We start from the raw sequence: 16,421 nt of genomic DNA, 5'->3' as shown, positions 1-16,421 counted from the left end.
CTTCTTTAAGTAATCCACACCGCGCAAGCCTTAGAATCCACTTTTGCAAAAGTGGATTCTAGCAAATCCAAACCACAAGCCGACTCCCTGTCATCGCGAGCCGACACTGCCCAATTTCTGTCATCGCGAGCGGCGTGAGCCGCGTGGCGATCCATAGCCTAGAATCCATTTTTCAAATGTGGATTCTAGTCATACCAACCTAGACCCTTGTCATAGCAGCGAAGTATCTCATCAAGTGGATTCTATGGATCGCCACGCGGCTCACGCCGCTCGCGATGACGGGAAAAAAGTGGATTCTAACAACAACGCCCAAAAGTGCCTAGAATCCACTTTTTGAATCCACACAAATTGTTAAAATCGTATGGCTTAGAGCCGATCTAGGCTTGCTCTAGCTCTTTGACTTTATCGCCATACTGCTTGAAAATATCTTGCGTGATTTTGTAGCTGCAAAACTTTGGACCACACATCGAGCAAAACTCCGCTTCTTTAAACACTTCTTGCGGCAGGGCTTCATCGTGGTATTCCCTAGCTCTATCTGGGTCTAGGGCTAGCTCGAATTGCTTGTTCCAGTTAAAGGCATAGCGCGCATCGCTCATCGCGTCATCTCGCTCCCTTGCTTTGATCCTGCCGCGTGCGATGTCTGCGGCGTGGGCGGCGATTTTGTAGGCTAGGATCCCCTCTCGCACATCTTTGGCATTGGGCAGCCCTAAATGCTCCTTTGGCGTTACATAGCAGAGCATAGCCACGCCTTTCCACGCCGCTACGCAAGCCCCGATCGCACTGGCGATATGGTCATAGCCCGCGGCGATGTCTGTTACAAGCGGTCCTAGCACATAAAAGGGAGCTTCGTTGCAATACTCCTTTTGCAGCTTGACATTGCGCTCGATTTGATTAAGCGGGACATGTCCGGGTCCTTCTATCATCACTTGCACATCAGCTTCATAGGCGCGTTTAGCCAGCTCGCCTAGCACCTTTAGCTCGGCGAACTGCGCCTCATCGCTGGCATCTGCCAAGCAGCCCGGGCGCAGAGAGTCGCCTAGACTTAGGCTGACATCGTATTTTTGACAGATTTTTAGGATCTCATCAAAGGCTTCATAGAATGGATTTTCCCTATGATAATGCAGCATATAGCTTGCCATAAGGCTCCCACCGCGCGATACCACGCCCATTTTGCGCCTAGAAACTGCTGGCATATGTGCGAGCAAAAATCCGCAATGGATAGTGAAGTAGCTCACCCCTTGGCGCGCTTGCTTCTCTAAGGTAGCGAGCATTGTGGGAATATCTAGCTTTAGCACATCATTTTGCACATCGTGCAGGATTTGATACATCGGCACTGTGCCGATAGGCACGCTAGAAGCCTCTATGATAGCGGTGCGGATTTTATCAAGATCGCCGCCGGTGCTTAGGTCCATAACCGTATCCGCGCCGTATTTGATAGAGACTTTGAGCTTTTCTACTTCTTCATCTGCGGAGTTGCAGATCTGGCTTGAGCCGATGTTGGAGTTGATTTTGGTGCGCAGTGCCACGCCTATGCCCATAGGGACAAGGTTTGTGTGATTGATATTTGCTGGGATTATCAGCCGCCCTTTGGCGACTTCCTTGCGCACAAGCTCTGGGTCTAAATGCTCAATATTAGCGATATAGCGCATTTCTTGCGTGATGATACCGCGCTTGGCGTAGTGGAGCTGGGTTTTTATAGGGTCATTTTGACGCTCTTGTATCCATTGTGTTCTCATTAGATTCTCGCTTATATTAAAGTAAAGGCTTGCATTATAGCAGAGTTTGCCAATACGCGCTCTTACACTAATACCCTAGAATCATCAGTCAGCTGGATTGTCAAAGTCAAAATGAATCTAGGGGAGAGAATCTAGGCTAATGACTATGAGGTAGCTTCCCCAGCCGCCTTTGCCTTGTATATATTGCGCGTTAGAATCTAGGCGCGAGAGAGTCGCGCGCAAGTCTTGTAGCCACTCTTCTTCATAGTGGGAGATGAGCAGATATACGCGCTTAGATTTTGTTTGGCGCAAGGTTTGCTCAAGCTGTGTCAAGTCTTTGTCAAAGGTGGTGAATCGCACGCCGGTGTAGGGGGCTTGCGCGCCTTTTGGACTCTGCGTATCTGCTATGCCATAGCCATCTAAAAAGCTGTAATACATAAACGCTGGCTTTGAAGCGCGATAAATAGCCACCAAATCATCGCTATTTGCTTGATTTTGCAGGGTGGTGGTAAGGGCGTGGGTTTGCTGGATATAGTGCCAATGAGGGTAGATTTTGCCATAGCGCAGCAGAGTGGCTGCCAAGATCCCCACCACAAGCGCGACCGCAGCCCGCTTCCAGCGAGCAAAAAGCGCGACCAAAAAGTAGCAGCACAGCAGATTGAAAATAGGTGTCATATACAGCGATAATCGCCCGCCTATCACGCCACTATGCCCAAAGGGGTAGATTCTACATAAAGACAGAGCGACCCACACCAAAAGCGCGCATATACACAGGGTGAAAATAAAGCGCGCTTGCTTATAGGCGACCACCAATCCAAGCAGCCCCATACACATATACACAGGCACGGCTTGAGACTTGATAAAAGGCGTGAAGCCTTCAAGCACGCCAAGCAAGGTGTCTTTGATAAAGGCTGGATACGCGCTAAGTGAATGCGGGAGAAAGAAGCTCTGCCAGTAAGTGTAGAATCCATCGACCCTTTGATAGCGGATATAGAGCAGATAATACAGCGCGACAAATCCGCCCAAAAGCAAGAAAGGCACAATATGCGATCGCAAAAAGCCTAGAGTCTCGCGCCTATGCTGGACTAGCAATGCCAAATACATCGCCGCGCCAAGAAATAACGCCGTGTAAGCAAAAAGCGAGCAAGCAATAATGCTTAGGCTAAGATAGAGCGGCTTGCTCCTTTGCTCCAAACGCGAATATATATATATATATCATTAGAAAGCTACAAAATGCCTCTATCCCATACTGCTTAAATTCTGTGGTGTAGTGCAAAAGCCCCATATTCCCCACAGCAAGCAGGATAAAGACAAAGCAGCCAAAGGGAGAGAAGAGCCTTTTGCCAATCATATATGCCAAGATAAGCGTGCCTAGCCCGCATACAAAAGGCAGGAAGTAAAGCACCCACTCGCTATACCCAAACACAGCACCCAAAGTCTTAGAGACAAGCAAGAAGCCAAGCGGTGCGGCTTGCGTGAAGGGAAGTGGCGCGAAAAACAGCTCCCTAAAAGAGATTCCATACATACTAAAAGCTAGCATTGCTTCATCAAGCCATAAATCCTTGTGCCATATATAGCAGTAGATTCTAGCTAGCACGCCAAGAGCTAGCACCATAATGGCTAGATATGTCCAAAGCGCGCTATTTGCGCTTATGTTATGTAGAGAGTTTTTCATACTGCATTGTGTTTGCATAGATTCTCGCTTGTGTTGAAGTAAGGGTTTGCATTATAGCAGAGTTTGGATCTCAAAGTGGATTCTAGGGGGATTCAGCTTGTGGGCTAGAATCGTGGATCCTGCGGCGGAGGCTTGCTCATTATCGCCTAGATAAATCCCTTCGCCTTGAAAGCCACAATTCTAGCACCACAATCTTAGAATCCTAAAACGACAATAAAAAGTGGATTCTAGGGGGTTTAGGCTTGTTTCATCACCGCTTTGGGATTCTAGGGGCTACACGCGCAAGAGCAATTTCATTGATGTTTATCGATGATAAATAGGCTAAATCCAGAATCCAAATGGATAGCGTGCGGATAAGTATCTTTGATCTCTTGAATGTATTGCCGATCGTTGTTTTGCAAGATGGCAAACACTCTATCGTGCTTGGATTCTTGTATGAGTGGGAGTAGCGAGCCTGCCCACGCATTTGTGGCGATATATGTATGATCTGGGTAGAAATTATGCCGATATTGATAATACTCTGCGACAGATTGTGTAGCGTGCTGCATAAGCAGGACATCATCTGGCTTGATGTTGTTTTGTGTATGGAGGATAAGTGCGCTCATATCGCCCTTGGGGAAAGAGTGTGTGAGGATTTGGTGATTGTTTTTTATAGATATGCTAGCGATGTAGAGTAATATCGCTGCAAAGAGATAGATATTTGCGCCCCCCCCCCAACCGCGATTTAGCAAGCTTCTCATAGAGCCACGCGATACCGCAAGCTGCGCAAAGCACAAATAATGGCTGCCAAAAAAGTGCGAGCCTAGCACCTAGGATATTATAAGGCACGGCAAAGCCATAGAGCTTCATAAACCCTGCCAGCCAATATATCGCTACAAAGCACACAAGCCCAGCCACAAGGGCACGCTGGATTCTAGCGATATACAACACCCCAAGAAGTGTGAGCAGCACAAAAAGCCATAATGCTCTTATATTACCACCAAGGGCAAAATCCCTAATAGCTGGCAAAAACTGCGCAGAAAGCCACCGCACAAGCTCTATGGGATTGATCGGTGGGAATCCAGCCAGAGCACCCCACCACTGCTTAAATCCCGGCACGGCTTGAGGGGCGATATAGTAGAAATACAGCAGCGCGAAATACACGCTAAACGACAGGGCTGCAAGCACATTGTGCTTGATAAAATGCGGCAAATTCTGTCTGTGGCGGTAGATATAGCCAGCACCTAATCCACAGATCAAAAACACCCCACCATAAGAAAACAACACAACCACCGCGCTTAGAAGCAAAAATCTAAGGAAGCTAGCCCCTCTTATAAAAGCCAGCAGCAAAATGGCACTACACAGGGCTTCGATCTCGTATTGCTTAAACTCTGCGGCGTAATATACAAGCGTTTTGCTACCGACAAAGATCATCATCGCCACAAGCTGCCATTTAGGTGTAAGCAGCTCTTTTGTAATCGCCCAAAATACAAAAAGCAACGCCACAGAAGCGCAAAATGGCAAAAACCGCAGCACCATTTCTCCGTGCCCAAACATCTCGCCAAGCCCTTTGGTGATAAGCAAAAATCCCAGCGGAGTTGCTTGATCCCACTCAAGTGGCTTGCCTAGAATCTGCCCCCAAGGCGTGTGGTAAATACTTTTTGCCAAAAATGCTTCATCTAGCCATAAATTTTGGCAATCAAGATAGACAAAGAGCCTAGAGACCACACCAAGCAGCAAAAAGCCCCAAATAGCCAAAAGCCAAAGATCAAGGGAGAAAAATACTTGATAAGGATTGTTCTTTAAATGCGATAGCTTTGTAGATATGTGCATAGATCTCCTTGTATATCTCACACAAGCGCGAGCGAGATTTGCGGGATATAAGTAACAAGCAAAAGCCCCACAAGCATCACGGCAAACCAAGGCAGCACAGATAGCACGACATCTTTAAGTCCAAGCCCTGTGAGCGAGCTTGCGACAAAGAGATTAAGCCCCACGGGCGGGGTGATCATACCAAGCTCCATATTCAGCACCATAATGATCCCAAAGTGTATAGGGTCAATCCCAAGTGAAACAGCTATGGGGAGCAACAGTGGGGTCATAATCATCACCACAGAGCTAGGCTCCATAAACTGCCCCATCACAAAGAGCACGATATTTACCACGATCAAAAACACCCACCAGCTCATATTCTGCTCGATGAGAAATGCCGCTATGGCGTGTGGTATCCGCTCGCTTGTGAGAAAATGCGCAAATACCACCGCACAGCCGATGATAAGAAAAATCATCGCCGTAGTAATTGCTGCATCAAGGCACACAGCATAGAGATCTTTAAGCCGCAAGTCTTTATAGACAAATACAGAGATGATAAAGGCATAGACCACTGCTATCCCAGCGGCTTCTGTGGCGGTAAAGATCCCGCCATAGATCCCGCCAATGACCACAGCGATGATAAGCAACGCCCAAAATGCCCTCCCAAAGGCTCTTAAGCGTGCTTTTAGACTCTCTTTTTTCCCTCGTTCAAAGCCAAGCCTTTTCGCCCCAAAGTATGTATAGAGCATCATAAGTCCCCCCACGAGTAGCCCCGGTAGCACGCCAGCTTTGAAAAGAGCTTCGATAGAGACGGCGATTTCCCTGCCGTGTAGATCGCTTAGCCCACTTGCTGTAACCCCATAGACAATCATCACCACAGAAGGCGGGATCAAAATCCCAAGACTCCCAGCAGTAGTGATCGCCCCCACGGAGTAGGATTTAGGATAGCCTGCTTGAGAGAGGGCGACAAACATCACTGAGCCTATGGCGACAACCGTGGCAGGAGAGCTGCCACTCACTGCGGCAAAGATAATACACGCTAGAATCGCGCTCATAGGTAGCCCACCGGGCAAATGCCCCACAAGCGATTTGGCAAAATCCACAATCCGCCCCGCCGCACTGCCTTTACTAAGCAAAGAGCCTGCTAGGATAAACATAGGTATCGCCATAAGTGTGGGCTTAAATGCCGCGATAAATATATCTGGGATTCCAGTGATGTCGTGACTTGTGAAAAGCAGCAAGCAGATAAGAGAGCTAATGCCTAGCGCGATTGCCACAGGCACGCCCAAAAGCAGCAGCACAAAAAGTAGGATAAACAGCACCGCAAGGCTCATAATCACTCCTAGTTGAGAAAGTTGTAGTAGCTATTCTTTGATCGCTGTATCGTGGATAATTTCATCTTGCGTTTTTTTGGCGACAAGCTCTGCTGGTGTGAAAGAGACTTCATAGATCTTTTCACATACGCGATAAGTCGCCCCGATAAATGCTAAAGGCAAGCAGAGCAGGAATATCCACAAAGGCACTTCGTGCAAGGCTTCAGAATATCGCCCAAGATCATAGTAAAGCTCACAAGTTACAATCCCTGCCCACGCCATAAACGCCAAAAACAACGCACTAAGAATATGGGAGAAAATTATGCTAGCTTTTGCCCATTGTGGCGGGAATTTTTCTACAAGCACCATCACAGAGATATGCACGCCCTTGCGGAAGCCATACGCCGAGCCAAAAAGCGCACTCCAAATAAAGCAGTAGCTTGAGACTTCTTCACCCCAAGGAAGTGAATGGATACTAGGATAAAAGCTTGAGACAAAGCGCAAGCAGACATTGATAGCTACAATCACCACCCCAGCTACAAGCCCAAGCACGGCGATGTTTTTGTTGATTTGTGCGATGATTGTATCAAGGACTTTGAAAAATTTTTGCACGCTAGGGTTTAGGTGCGCCCAGATAAAAGGCGCAGCTAAAAATCGCAACACTCTTTTCACGCGCGATTCTTTAGTTTGTCTCTAGGGTTTTTTGGATTAGCTCTTCTCCCACGATGTCATAGAGCTTAGGATAAATAGCTTTCATCACGCTCTCCCACTTTGCTTTTTGCTCATTAGAAAGTGTGTAGATTTCAAGCTTGCCACTTTGCTTGGCATAGTTGTTCAAGTTTGCTAGCAGCTGGGCTTCATCTTTGGCACTCTCTTCTCGCTCAAAATCTGTGGCTTCTTTGATCGCTTGCTTGACTATATCTTGCAAATCGCTTGGCAGATCGTTCCAAAACTTTTCACTCATCACGACAAGATAGCCTAAATAGCCGTGGCTAGAGAGTGTGAGAGATTTTTGCACTTCGTAGAATTTGGAGTTGTAGAAGTTTGAGAGTGGGTTTTCTGTCCCATCGACTACGCCTGTTTGCAGCGCGGAATACACTTCACCAAAGTTTATGACCTGCGGATTTGCGCCGATGGCTTTCATCTGCTCTTCTAGCACTTTTGAAGTTTGGATTCTAAGCTTCTGTCCTTTAGCATCTTCTGGTAGGACAATGGGCTTTTTATTAGAGCTAAAGTGCTTAAATCCAGCGTCCCAATAATCTAGAGCGATAAAGCCTTTTTGTGCGATTTTTTCTTTCAAAATATCGCCCACTTCGCCGTCCATCACCTTGTGTAAATGCTCATTATCGCGGAAGATAAATGGCACATCCCAGAGATTAAATTCTTTCACAATGGGCGTGAATTTGGAGAAGCTTGGGGCTGCCATTTGGACATTGTTGCGCTTAAGCTCTTGGAAGACTTTGTCATCATCGACAAGCTGCGTAGAGGGGAAGACTTCGACCTTGATTTTGCCATTACTTAGCTCTTCCACACGCTTGGCAAAGAGATCTGCCGCCTTGCCTTTAGGCGTGCCAGAGCTAACGACATGGGAGAATTTGATCGTATAGACTTCTTGCTCTTTAGGTGTATCGCCACAGCCTAGAAGCCCCACACTAAGCACGCTTGCGACAACCGCACCGCTGCATAATTTCATAAGATTTGTGAGCTTTGAACTTGTTTTCATCTGCACTCCTTTTTGTAGTAAGTAGTAAAGCACTTTATTCTAGCGCAAAATTTGGGTGTTTTGCAGGCTTTATGTGTGGCTTAGAGATAGGATTCTAGCTTTTGTAACGCTTTTTGCAGCTCTTTGGGGCAGACATACGCGCTCTCTTGCTGGGGGTGCGGGGTGGTATCTGTGGTTTGCGCTACCATATAGAAATACCTGCACCCCATAAGCAGTGCGCAAAACTGCGGGCAAGAGTAGTGATAATACTGCGGGAAGATTTCAAACACCACCGCGCCTTCTTGCATAAAAAAGGCATTGCTAAGCCCTGCACCATGCATACTTGCGATAATGCTACTCTCCCTAGCCATACAAGCTTGCTCTACTAGGCTTAAATCATCTGGCAGGATAATTTCATAGCCAAAGGCGGTGAAGATAGATTCTACTTCTTTGGTGTTTTCTAAGTGGCGATTAGAGCCGCTTGGGCGAGTTAGGAAGATTTTGCGCTTTTTAGGGGATTCTTGTGGGGGCAGGAGCTTGGCGAAGTTTTTGTAAAACTGCTGCAAGAGCATTGGCAGTGCGAGTGTGCGGGAGAGTAGAATCCCATCGCGCCACTCCACACTCTCAAAGTTTGCTATAAGCGTTGGGACGATTAGGGATTTAGCTTGTATGAGTCGGCTTGGACTTAGGGGGAGGATTTTAGATTCTGGGATTTGTAGAATCTGCCACATCTGTCTTTGATATGGCATATCTTGGGCTAGGAGATAGTAGTCTGGCTCTAGCCCGCTGCGGCGGATTTGCTCTAGGGCGGCTATGCTTTCGCTTAGGAAGTGGTAGTAGTTGGTGGCTTGGTGGAGCAGAGCTAGAGAGCCATTGACCCTATGGAGCTTAAAGAGCCTTTGGTAGTAGAATCTAGCCCATAGCTTGCACTGCTTTATGGACTCTAGAATCTTGCGAGCAAGTGATGCACCTTTAGGCAGGGCAAAGGCGTGGGTGGGGTAGGAAGTTTGTGAAATGATAGCTTTATGCGATTTGGTGATGACTATCTCGCTATCATCGCTATAGCAATAGCCTTGTGGATAGACTCGCACAAAAAGTGCGCGGAAGCGGTAAGTATAAGGGCGGAAAAAGCGATGAAAATTGCCAAAAATATCTTGGAAATGGAAGTTGCTGTAGGGCTTGGGCGTTTGGGATTCTAAGATTGTGGAGCTAGAGCTGTGGCTTTGTGAAAAAGTGGATTCTAGGGAAATTTGCTCGCAGTTGGGTTTGTGGTTTTCATTACTGCTTTTGGATTCTAGGATTGTAGATGAGAAAGGCTTGTTTTCTAAAGAAACATCGCCTAGCGGCGAGCGGTATCCCTTGTTTTGCGAACGCTCGCAAGGGCGCATACTTGGCGTATGTAACTGCAGCGAGCGTGAAGCAATCAAGCCTTTATCACTACAAGCCGAATCCTTACTTAATCCCCCCCCCTAACTGCGATTTTACAAGCCCTTGCAAGCTCTCATCATCAGTGTAGGGGAAAATGCCATTACCACAGATGAGTAGGCTAGACTCTGGCTCTATGGGGATCTCGCGTGCTAAATCGCCATTATGTAATGCCTGCTCAAAGCTTGCTCGCTTGCCCTCTAAAATGCGGAAAAGTAGCTGCAACATTATGCCTCCTTGAAAGTGGATTTTAGAATACAAATGCGCAAATTGTGCCTACTTGGAGCTAAGGGCTTGATAAATACTTTTGGTATAAAGCAACGACGCTATAAGCCCCACACAAGCAATAATCCCAAGCGGCAGCACAGGCGACATATAGCGCGTCTCTGTTACAGGGGTAAAAGCTACGATAAAAAGCGCGCTAAAAAACCCAGCAAAAGAAGCACTAAAGCTAAAGACCAGCAGAGAGCTACGCATTTTGGGCTTAAATCTCCATAGCACAAGGGAAGTAAGCAGGACAAAAAGGCTTAGCAAAACGCCATAAATGTGATTGAGCGTGAGCTTGTGCGTGTATAGAAAGTCATAGATTTTAGTTTGCAATGGGCTTAGGGTGATACTTTGCTCATTTTGGGGGAAGTCTTTGCTCGCTTCAATGTGCCAAGGGTGCGTGGGCTTTTCTTGTAGCTTTGTGCTATCAAAGATCCACCCCGGGCTCTGCCACCACATCGCTTTTAAAAAGCGCATTTCGTGGGCTAGGAAGTTTATGGGGTGCTTTACAATAGCTAGAATCCACTGCCTTTTTAGCCCCTCTATCTTGCCGTAGGGGATTGGGCGTAATTCATCATACGCCCAAGGGACATTGAGAGGATCGGCATTGAGTAGATTGCTTGTGTAGAGAGCTTTGACATCTTCCCAGCCTTTATTGGGGAGATACCATTCTTGCTTGAAGCAGCTAGAGTCATCAGCTGGCACGCACGCGCCGGCGATTTGGTGCAGGAGTGTGGCGTTTGTGGGGTAGGCTACACCTTTTGTAAGCAGCTTTGGGACTATGGTAGCGATACCAAGGCAGATGATCGCCGCTAGGGCAATGCCCTTGCCAAAGCTGCGCACAAAGCTCCTAGAATCTAGCCCCCTATCTTGTAGCCACACATACGCTAGCACAAAGCTTATGGGAAAGACACTAAATATCGCATTATGCCGCCACAGCAGCGCGAAAAATAGCACCACAAAAATCGCCCCCCACAAAAGCCTAGGATGCCGCACAGGCACGAGCAGGGCAAAAAGCACCATACTATATGCGCAAAATAGCAGCATAGGCAGCGCGAAGCTGTGGTATTGCACGAAATTTTGGAAGTAGATATTGCCGATAAAGATGGGAAAGAGCAGTAGCAGTGCCCAGAGTGAGCGAAAGCGCAGGTAAAATCCCCATACCAAAAACAAAAGTCCCGCATAAAAAGGCATAAGATTCCATAGATAGAGATAGTAAAGATGCTTGCCAAAAATTGCATAAAGCAGCTCTAGCACATAGGGGATAAACACAGGGTGCCAGTTGTCTTTGATCAAAGCAATGGAGCCATAAGTATCGCCGATAATGTGAAAGCCCGGGAAGCCTAGCCAAAATTGAAAGATGAAAAGCCCCACAATAAGCCCAAAGCTAGCACACAAAAACGCCCAATCTCTGCGAGTAAGCGGAGCTAGACTTGTATGCCCCCCCCCCCAAAGAGATTTATTAGTAGAATCTAGCAGGCTGTGGCTAACGATAGGCGCGCGCTTTGGGTGGGCAGCGTCAAACTTGCGCGCCATCTTTTTGCCAAATACAAGCACAAGCCACACCACAAGCGCGAAAGTAAGGCATTGTAGCGTGCTCTGCAGGGGAGTGGCTAGAATCTTAGCACTATAAAAAAGCGTGCCAATGTGGCTTCCAAGCTCTAGGGGGGATTGTGAGATAAGCTCTAGGCGGTTGCTATCTGGGCTTGGATGTGTGAAGCTTGGGGCTTGGGCTAGGTCCCAGTCTATGCTGCGGATTGTGATTGCCACTGCGTCTTTGTGTGCGCGAAAGATTGGGCTTGAAAAGATGAGCTTAGCAGTGTAGTGGTGGGCTTGATCGCTAGATTCTAGCGTATCGACTACGCGTATATCTGCTTGTAGCAGCTTATCTGTGCTAGCAAGCCGTAAGCCCCCAAATATGCAAAGCGTGAGTGCGACACAGAGAAAGTAGGTGATTAGGGCGATTTGTATCCTAGAATCTAGCTTCATTATAGTCCTTGTGGTGTAGGGGTAAAGGTGGATTCTAGCATTTTTGGGCTTGTGGAGAGCTTGCAGCAGTAGCCAAAGTGCCAAAGGATACTAAGGATACTAAAAGCCACACTTTGCTCGAGGCGCAAGCACCGCTTGCAATGATAGAAAATGAGCGTTGTCCCTAGAATCCACTTTTTCAAAAGTGGATTCTAGGGTTTGTGTTTTTTGAGCGTTATTTGTATAGATTGCCACGAAATCCTTGCGGATTTCTCGCAATGACAACCCATTCCTTTCACTCGCGAGCCTTGCGCTACGCTACCTTTCTATCATCGCGAGCGAGTGAAACGAGCGTGGCGATCCATAATTTTGCGCTAGCAAAATAACCTTTACTAGAATCCACTTTTTGAAAATGGATTGCTAAAGAAGTTACACTTTGCCACGCGGCGCAAACACCGCTTGCAATGATAGAAAATGAGCGTTGTCCCTAGAATCCACTTTTGAAAAAAGTGGATTCTAGGATTGAAGTTAGTTTTGTAGTAAAACGATTCTAAGCATTGCGGTGTTGCTGGTGGGGCTTTTTAAGGATTTTAGGGGAGAGCTAGACTAGAGGTCTGCGGTTCTCCTAAAACAAGCGAAGCGCAGTTTCTTTAGAAAAATAGCGCAATCGTTTCGCTTACCCACAAGGACTCCCAAGCCACGCTGCTGGATTCTAGGATTTTCATTCAAACCGCCCAAAGTCTAAGCAACTCGCAGGCGGCAGGATTTTTGATGAAAAAGCGGGGTTGTGCAGTGGCGAGCAAGGAGATAAGACTTGCGGTCTATCGACGCTAGCCAAGCCGCAAACTCCCCGCTTTTTCGCAAAAAGCCAACGCCAAAACCAAGCAAAGCCGAATCCTTTATTGTTACCATAAGCACCGCCCGCTTTCACACTGATTCACCCCCTCCACCCCAAACGCACCCCCACTTCCGCGCCGATTTGCTCCATCGCCACTGCAATCCCCCACTGACACTACGCTAGCAAAGGGCAGTGTGTGATACGCGCTTGCTTGCAGAGCAGCGAGCCGCTCTAAAGTATAGCCCCCTTCAACCAAACGCGCCAAAAAATCCTGCCTTGTATAAACAGGGATCGTATAGGCGGCAAACTCTTCTTGACTCATCAAAATATTTGTAGGGATAATGCGCGTGCCATCATTGGTGCGGATCGCCACCATAGCGTGCGAGCCTCTGCGTCCATCAGGCGTGATTAGATCCATTAGCAAGATAAACACGCTCCCGCCCGGTGAGCGCAGGATATGCTCGGCTACTTGGTTGTTTTGCGTGGGATTTAGCCCGAGGATTGGGATATTCCAATCATATTGGGGCAGCAGGGAAATCGCGCTTGCCACGGCGGTGTTATTGCTACTTAGGGAGATGAACTCTGGGGTAACAAACTCGCGCCGCACATACAGGCGAAACCACCCTAAAATATCGTGCAAGCTCTCATACAAAAGCGAGTGCCTAAGCCCAAAGGAGACAAAAGGATTTGTGCCATATTGTGTGTCAAAAAAGTAGCCCCCACTGCGCCTAGGGCTGCTAGGATTCTCTAAAATCTCTGCGACAATTTGAAAAGACTGCAAAAGACACACCCCGCAAATCCCAGCCGCGCTCATCGAGCTATCAGTTGTAGTAATAATGGCTAAAAAGCGGTCGCGCCACTCACTGCTAAAGCGGAAGTTTGAGGGCAGGGGCGTGGGCTTGGGAGAGCGTTTGTGGCGGGCTTTGGCAGCGGTAGCAGAGCTAGGCTCATAGCTTGGGGCGGGGCAGGTGCTTAGATTTTCCCCGGCATTAGCGTTGATAAACCGCAGCCACTCTAGCGCGTCATTGCTTAGGGCAAAGCTAGAGATGGCAGAATTGCCTATATCACTTTGCATATATTCTGGGGTAACGATATAAGGCGCACCCCACGAAGCCCCATAGCGCGTAAGGCGCAAGGGGTTGTTTTGAAAATTGAGCAAGGCTACTTCATTTGCTTTGGTGGGGATAAGCTTCCAATGCGCCTTATTGAGCTTAGGCGGAGTCTCATCGCTGCATTTTGCCCACCATATCCACTCCCACTGCGCGCCATTATCATCAGCATACGCGCAATCAAGCCTAGCATTTGGGGCGTTAAAAAGAGCGATATGTCCATTTTGGAGATTGTAGTAAATGGGCGTAGTGTTTTTGCTGGAGTGATTGCCTGCTAGGAAGTAGCGTTCATTGCCAAATTTGGAGGGCAAATCCCACGCGATAAAGGTCTCTATGCTAAGGCTGCCCGGCTGGGCTATGGTATCTATCCAGCTTTGCATATCGCTGCTAAGTGTGTGGCGCGGCAGTGAGGAATCGCGTAATTTAGCAGCATAAATGTAGCTGCCATCATCTTTTAGCATATAGGTTTGCTTGGCGTTGTAGAAGTGCATATCTTTGAGTATCCACTGCTGCTCAGGGCTATTGATAGCACAAGGTGTGAGCAGGGCATAGTCCTTTGCCGCTCTGCCTTTGCTCACAGAATCAGGCGCGGTGATACAAAACCAGCTGCCATTAAGCTTATACGCAAGACGCGAGAAGACATCATAGCGTGCTTTTTGGGAGGCGTCATTGCCACAGAGGTTTAGCTGCAAGTAGATCCCGCTGCTAGTGGGCTTGGGCGTGTAGCAGAAGGTATCTACACTTGTATGCACCTTTATGGGGGTGTCTTTGGGGGCGTGAGCTTTCTTTGTCTCTGGCGTTGGCTTTTGTTTGGTGGATTCGGCTTTTCTAAAGAAACCTGCTGCGGCTCCGCCTTGCACCGCTGTCGCTGGTTTTGGTCTAGAATCGTGGATTTCATCGCCGCGCTGCGTCAATAGACCTCTAGTCTTATTATCCTTGCGCGGCTCGAAAAACCCCGATTCTAGCTCCAAAATCCTAGAATCCTTTGCTGGCTTGCTTAGAGTTGTTGCGTGGCTAGAATCCACTTGTGCGGATTCTTTGTGGATTGCTTTGGTCGCTTCGCTCCCTCGCAATGACAGAGTGGGGGCGTTCTCCCTAGAATCCACTTGTTGTGCTAAAGTGGATTCTAGGGCGGCGTGTAGTGTGAGTGTATAGAGCAGGGGCAATAGGAGCAAAAAACAATATCGCTTCATTAGAAACCTTTTGAACGGGCGGAGTAAAGCGGATATTGTAGCACTTTAGCAAGTGGGGCGGCAGAGCCTGCGGTATAAGCAGTAAATAGGCACATAGATGATACTCGCCCAAAAGCCCAAATACCACAGCACAAAGCAAAAATGTCTGTGGATATAGCTATGCGACTTGCCAAGCACAAACCAGCTTAACGCAGGCAGGGCAAAGCACACAAGCAAGGCGATATATAGGCTTTTGTAGGATTTGCTGGATTCTACTAGGCACGCTAGCATACTAGCCCCAAGCAAAAGAAGCATAAAGGGCTTGCTAAGATAGATGCTAATAACTTCTAGGGCATTGGCATTAAGCGAGGCGGCATAAACGGGGTCAAAGTCTTTCGCGCTGCCCCCTAGCATTCTGCGTAAAAAGTCATTGTGATAAATATCCATAAGCCCAGCCCATAGATCCCCACCACCGCGGATATAAGTATGGATCATAAAGGTAAGCAAAAAGCCTATACAAGCAAGGACAAACAGCCCTAAGCCATAGCTGAAAGACTGCTTTGCTGAAAGGCTAAGAAAGGGGCTTTGAGAGTCTGTAAGCACTCCATAGATAAAGCTAACGATAAATGGACTAAGAGAAAAGAGAATAATGCTAGTAAGAAACTCATAGCTCATACTTGCCCGTAGGGCTATGGCAAAGGTAAAGCACAGGCAAAAAGCGATGATTGTATATTTATTCCCCCCCCCCCCCCGTGAATAAATAGCAATATGTCTATACAGACTCAAAGCAAAAATCGCAGGGAGAATCCAAAAGCCAAAGCTAAAGTAAAGACTCCCGCTAAAATTTGCCACCCAGCTACTTGTAAAAAGCGAGAGAAAAAAGATGATCCCAAATGCCCTGCCAAAGATTTTGCCTAGCAGAAACGCACATATAATCAACGCCAGCGCATTGCAAAAGGCAGTAAGCTTGTATAAAGGCTTTAGATTCTCTAGTCCTAAGCTTTGATAGAGCCACGCATAGAAAAAGCCCTGCACTCCTATGGCAGATTGATAATGGCTAAAGGAGAGTGTGCCTAGCTCATCGCTTTTGACAAAGCTTAGTCCATAGCCCTCTAAATCATAGCCGTGGCTCTGGGCTAGGATAGTCGCTGGGATATGGTAATCCACATCGCTAAAGTGATTGGCGTGCTGGTAAAATAGCGCGCTTGTGGCAAGTAGCACAAGCAGCATAAAGCTAGCGATATATACGCGTTTTTGCGCGATAGAATCTGCAACTTGCAGAAATCGTGTAAAAAGATTGTGTAACATTGTTTGCTCCTTTGCTTGGTTTGGCGTTGGCTTTTTGCGAAAAAGCGGGGAGTTTGCCTTTTGTTTGTGCGATAGCCACTCAAGGCTTATCTCCGCACAAAAGGCTGCACAGCCCCGCTTTTTCATCAAAAATCCTGC

Annotated in this window: 17 protein-coding genes; 1 reads left to right on the top strand and 16 read right to left on the bottom strand. The window is 47.6% G+C overall.

The window, feature by feature from the left end; all coding sequences use genetic code 11:
- Positions 1-5: 5 nt before the first annotated feature.
- Positions 6-155 (bottom strand): hypothetical protein, encoded by a 150-nt coding sequence (locus tag NYG90_RS00355; protein WP_285264527.1) that lies wholly within the window; start codon positions 153-155, stop codon positions 6-8.
- Positions 156-178: 23 nt separating this feature from the next.
- Here NYG90_RS00355 and NYG90_RS00350 point away from each other — a divergent pair, with 23 nt between their 5' ends.
- Positions 179-337 carry a hypothetical protein gene (locus tag NYG90_RS00350; RefSeq protein WP_285256210.1) on the top strand — a complete coding sequence of 53 codons (159 nt, stop codon included), beginning with the start codon at positions 179-181 and terminating at the stop codon, positions 335-337.
- Positions 338-377: 40 nt separating this feature from the next.
- Here NYG90_RS00350 and thiC read toward each other — a convergent pair whose 3' ends face one another.
- The 15 genes from thiC to NYG90_RS00275 form a co-directional block, all read right to left on the bottom strand.
- Entirely contained in the window at positions 378-1,736 is a 1,359-nt protein-coding gene (gene thiC, locus NYG90_RS00345) for a phosphomethylpyrimidine synthase ThiC (RefSeq protein ID WP_285256209.1), read from the bottom strand.
- A gap of 117 nt (positions 1,737-1,853) precedes the next feature.
- Positions 1,854-2,909, bottom strand: a complete 1,056-nt coding sequence (locus NYG90_RS00340) for a hypothetical protein (protein ID WP_285264526.1) — start codon at positions 2,907-2,909, stop codon at positions 1,854-1,856.
- Positions 2,878-3,408 (bottom strand): glycosyltransferase family protein, encoded by a 531-nt coding sequence (locus tag NYG90_RS00335; protein ID WP_285264525.1) that lies wholly within the window; start codon positions 3,406-3,408, stop codon positions 2,878-2,880. The genes NYG90_RS00340 and NYG90_RS00335 overlap by 32 nt, the downstream gene beginning before the upstream one ends.
- 275 nt (positions 3,409-3,683) lie before the next feature.
- The gene (locus tag NYG90_RS00330; protein WP_285264524.1) at positions 3,684-3,995 is read right to left on the bottom strand and encodes a DcrB/PsbP domain-containing protein; all 312 of its coding nucleotides are present in this window, start codon (positions 3,993-3,995) and stop codon (positions 3,684-3,686) included.
- Positions 3,996-4,050: 55 nt separating this feature from the next.
- Positions 4,051-5,202 (bottom strand): hypothetical protein, encoded by a 1,152-nt coding sequence (locus NYG90_RS00325; protein ID WP_285264523.1) that lies wholly within the window; start codon positions 5,200-5,202, stop codon positions 4,051-4,053.
- Positions 5,203-5,219: 17 nt separating this feature from the next.
- The gene (locus tag NYG90_RS00320; RefSeq protein ID WP_285256206.1) at positions 5,220-6,515 is read right to left on the bottom strand and encodes a TRAP transporter large permease; all 1,296 of its coding nucleotides are present in this window, start codon (positions 6,513-6,515) and stop codon (positions 5,220-5,222) included.
- Between the two features lie 30 nt (positions 6,516-6,545).
- Positions 6,546-7,166: a TRAP transporter small permease gene (locus NYG90_RS00315; protein ID WP_309473185.1), complete on the bottom strand. Its 621-nt coding sequence runs from the start codon at positions 7,164-7,166 to the stop codon at positions 6,546-6,548.
- Positions 7,167-7,176: 10 nt separating this feature from the next.
- On the bottom strand, positions 7,177-8,187 hold the full coding sequence (locus tag NYG90_RS00310; RefSeq protein ID WP_285264611.1) for a DctP family TRAP transporter solute-binding subunit: 1,011 nt from the start codon (positions 8,185-8,187) through the stop codon (positions 7,177-7,179).
- Positions 8,188-8,297: 110 nt separating this feature from the next.
- Positions 8,298-9,623: a glycosyltransferase family 61 protein gene (locus NYG90_RS00305; protein WP_285264522.1), complete on the bottom strand. Its 1,326-nt coding sequence runs from the start codon at positions 9,621-9,623 to the stop codon at positions 8,298-8,300.
- A gap of 25 nt (positions 9,624-9,648) precedes the next feature.
- Entirely contained in the window at positions 9,649-9,849 is a 201-nt protein-coding gene (locus tag NYG90_RS00300) for a hypothetical protein (RefSeq protein ID WP_285264521.1), read from the bottom strand.
- 48 nt (positions 9,850-9,897) lie between these two features.
- The gene (locus NYG90_RS00295) at positions 9,898-11,961 is read right to left on the bottom strand and encodes a hypothetical protein (RefSeq protein ID WP_285264520.1); all 2,064 of its coding nucleotides are present in this window, start codon (positions 11,959-11,961) and stop codon (positions 9,898-9,900) included.
- A gap of 15 nt (positions 11,962-11,976) precedes the next feature.
- Positions 11,977-12,141 (bottom strand): hypothetical protein, encoded by a 165-nt coding sequence (locus NYG90_RS00290; protein WP_285256201.1) that lies wholly within the window; start codon positions 12,139-12,141, stop codon positions 11,977-11,979.
- A gap of 456 nt (positions 12,142-12,597) precedes the next feature.
- Positions 12,598-12,768: a hypothetical protein gene (locus tag NYG90_RS00285; protein WP_285256200.1), complete on the bottom strand. Its 171-nt coding sequence runs from the start codon at positions 12,766-12,768 to the stop codon at positions 12,598-12,600.
- Positions 12,762-14,996: a DUF1561 family protein gene (locus NYG90_RS00280; RefSeq protein ID WP_285256199.1), complete on the bottom strand. Its 2,235-nt coding sequence runs from the start codon at positions 14,994-14,996 to the stop codon at positions 12,762-12,764. Before NYG90_RS00280 ends, NYG90_RS00285 begins: the two co-directional genes overlap by 7 nt.
- Before the next feature lie 45 nt (positions 14,997-15,041).
- Entirely contained in the window at positions 15,042-16,409 is a 1,368-nt protein-coding gene (locus tag NYG90_RS00275) for a hypothetical protein (RefSeq protein WP_285264519.1), read from the bottom strand.
- Positions 16,410-16,421: the final 12 nt, after the last annotated feature.

The organism is Helicobacter zhangjianzhongii, assembly GCF_030249855.1.
GTDB lineage: Bacteria > Campylobacterota > Campylobacteria > Campylobacterales > Helicobacteraceae > Helicobacter_B > Helicobacter_B zhangjianzhongii.
Note: the sequence above shows the minus strand (reverse complement) of the source record. Positions and strands in the feature narration are given on the sequence as shown.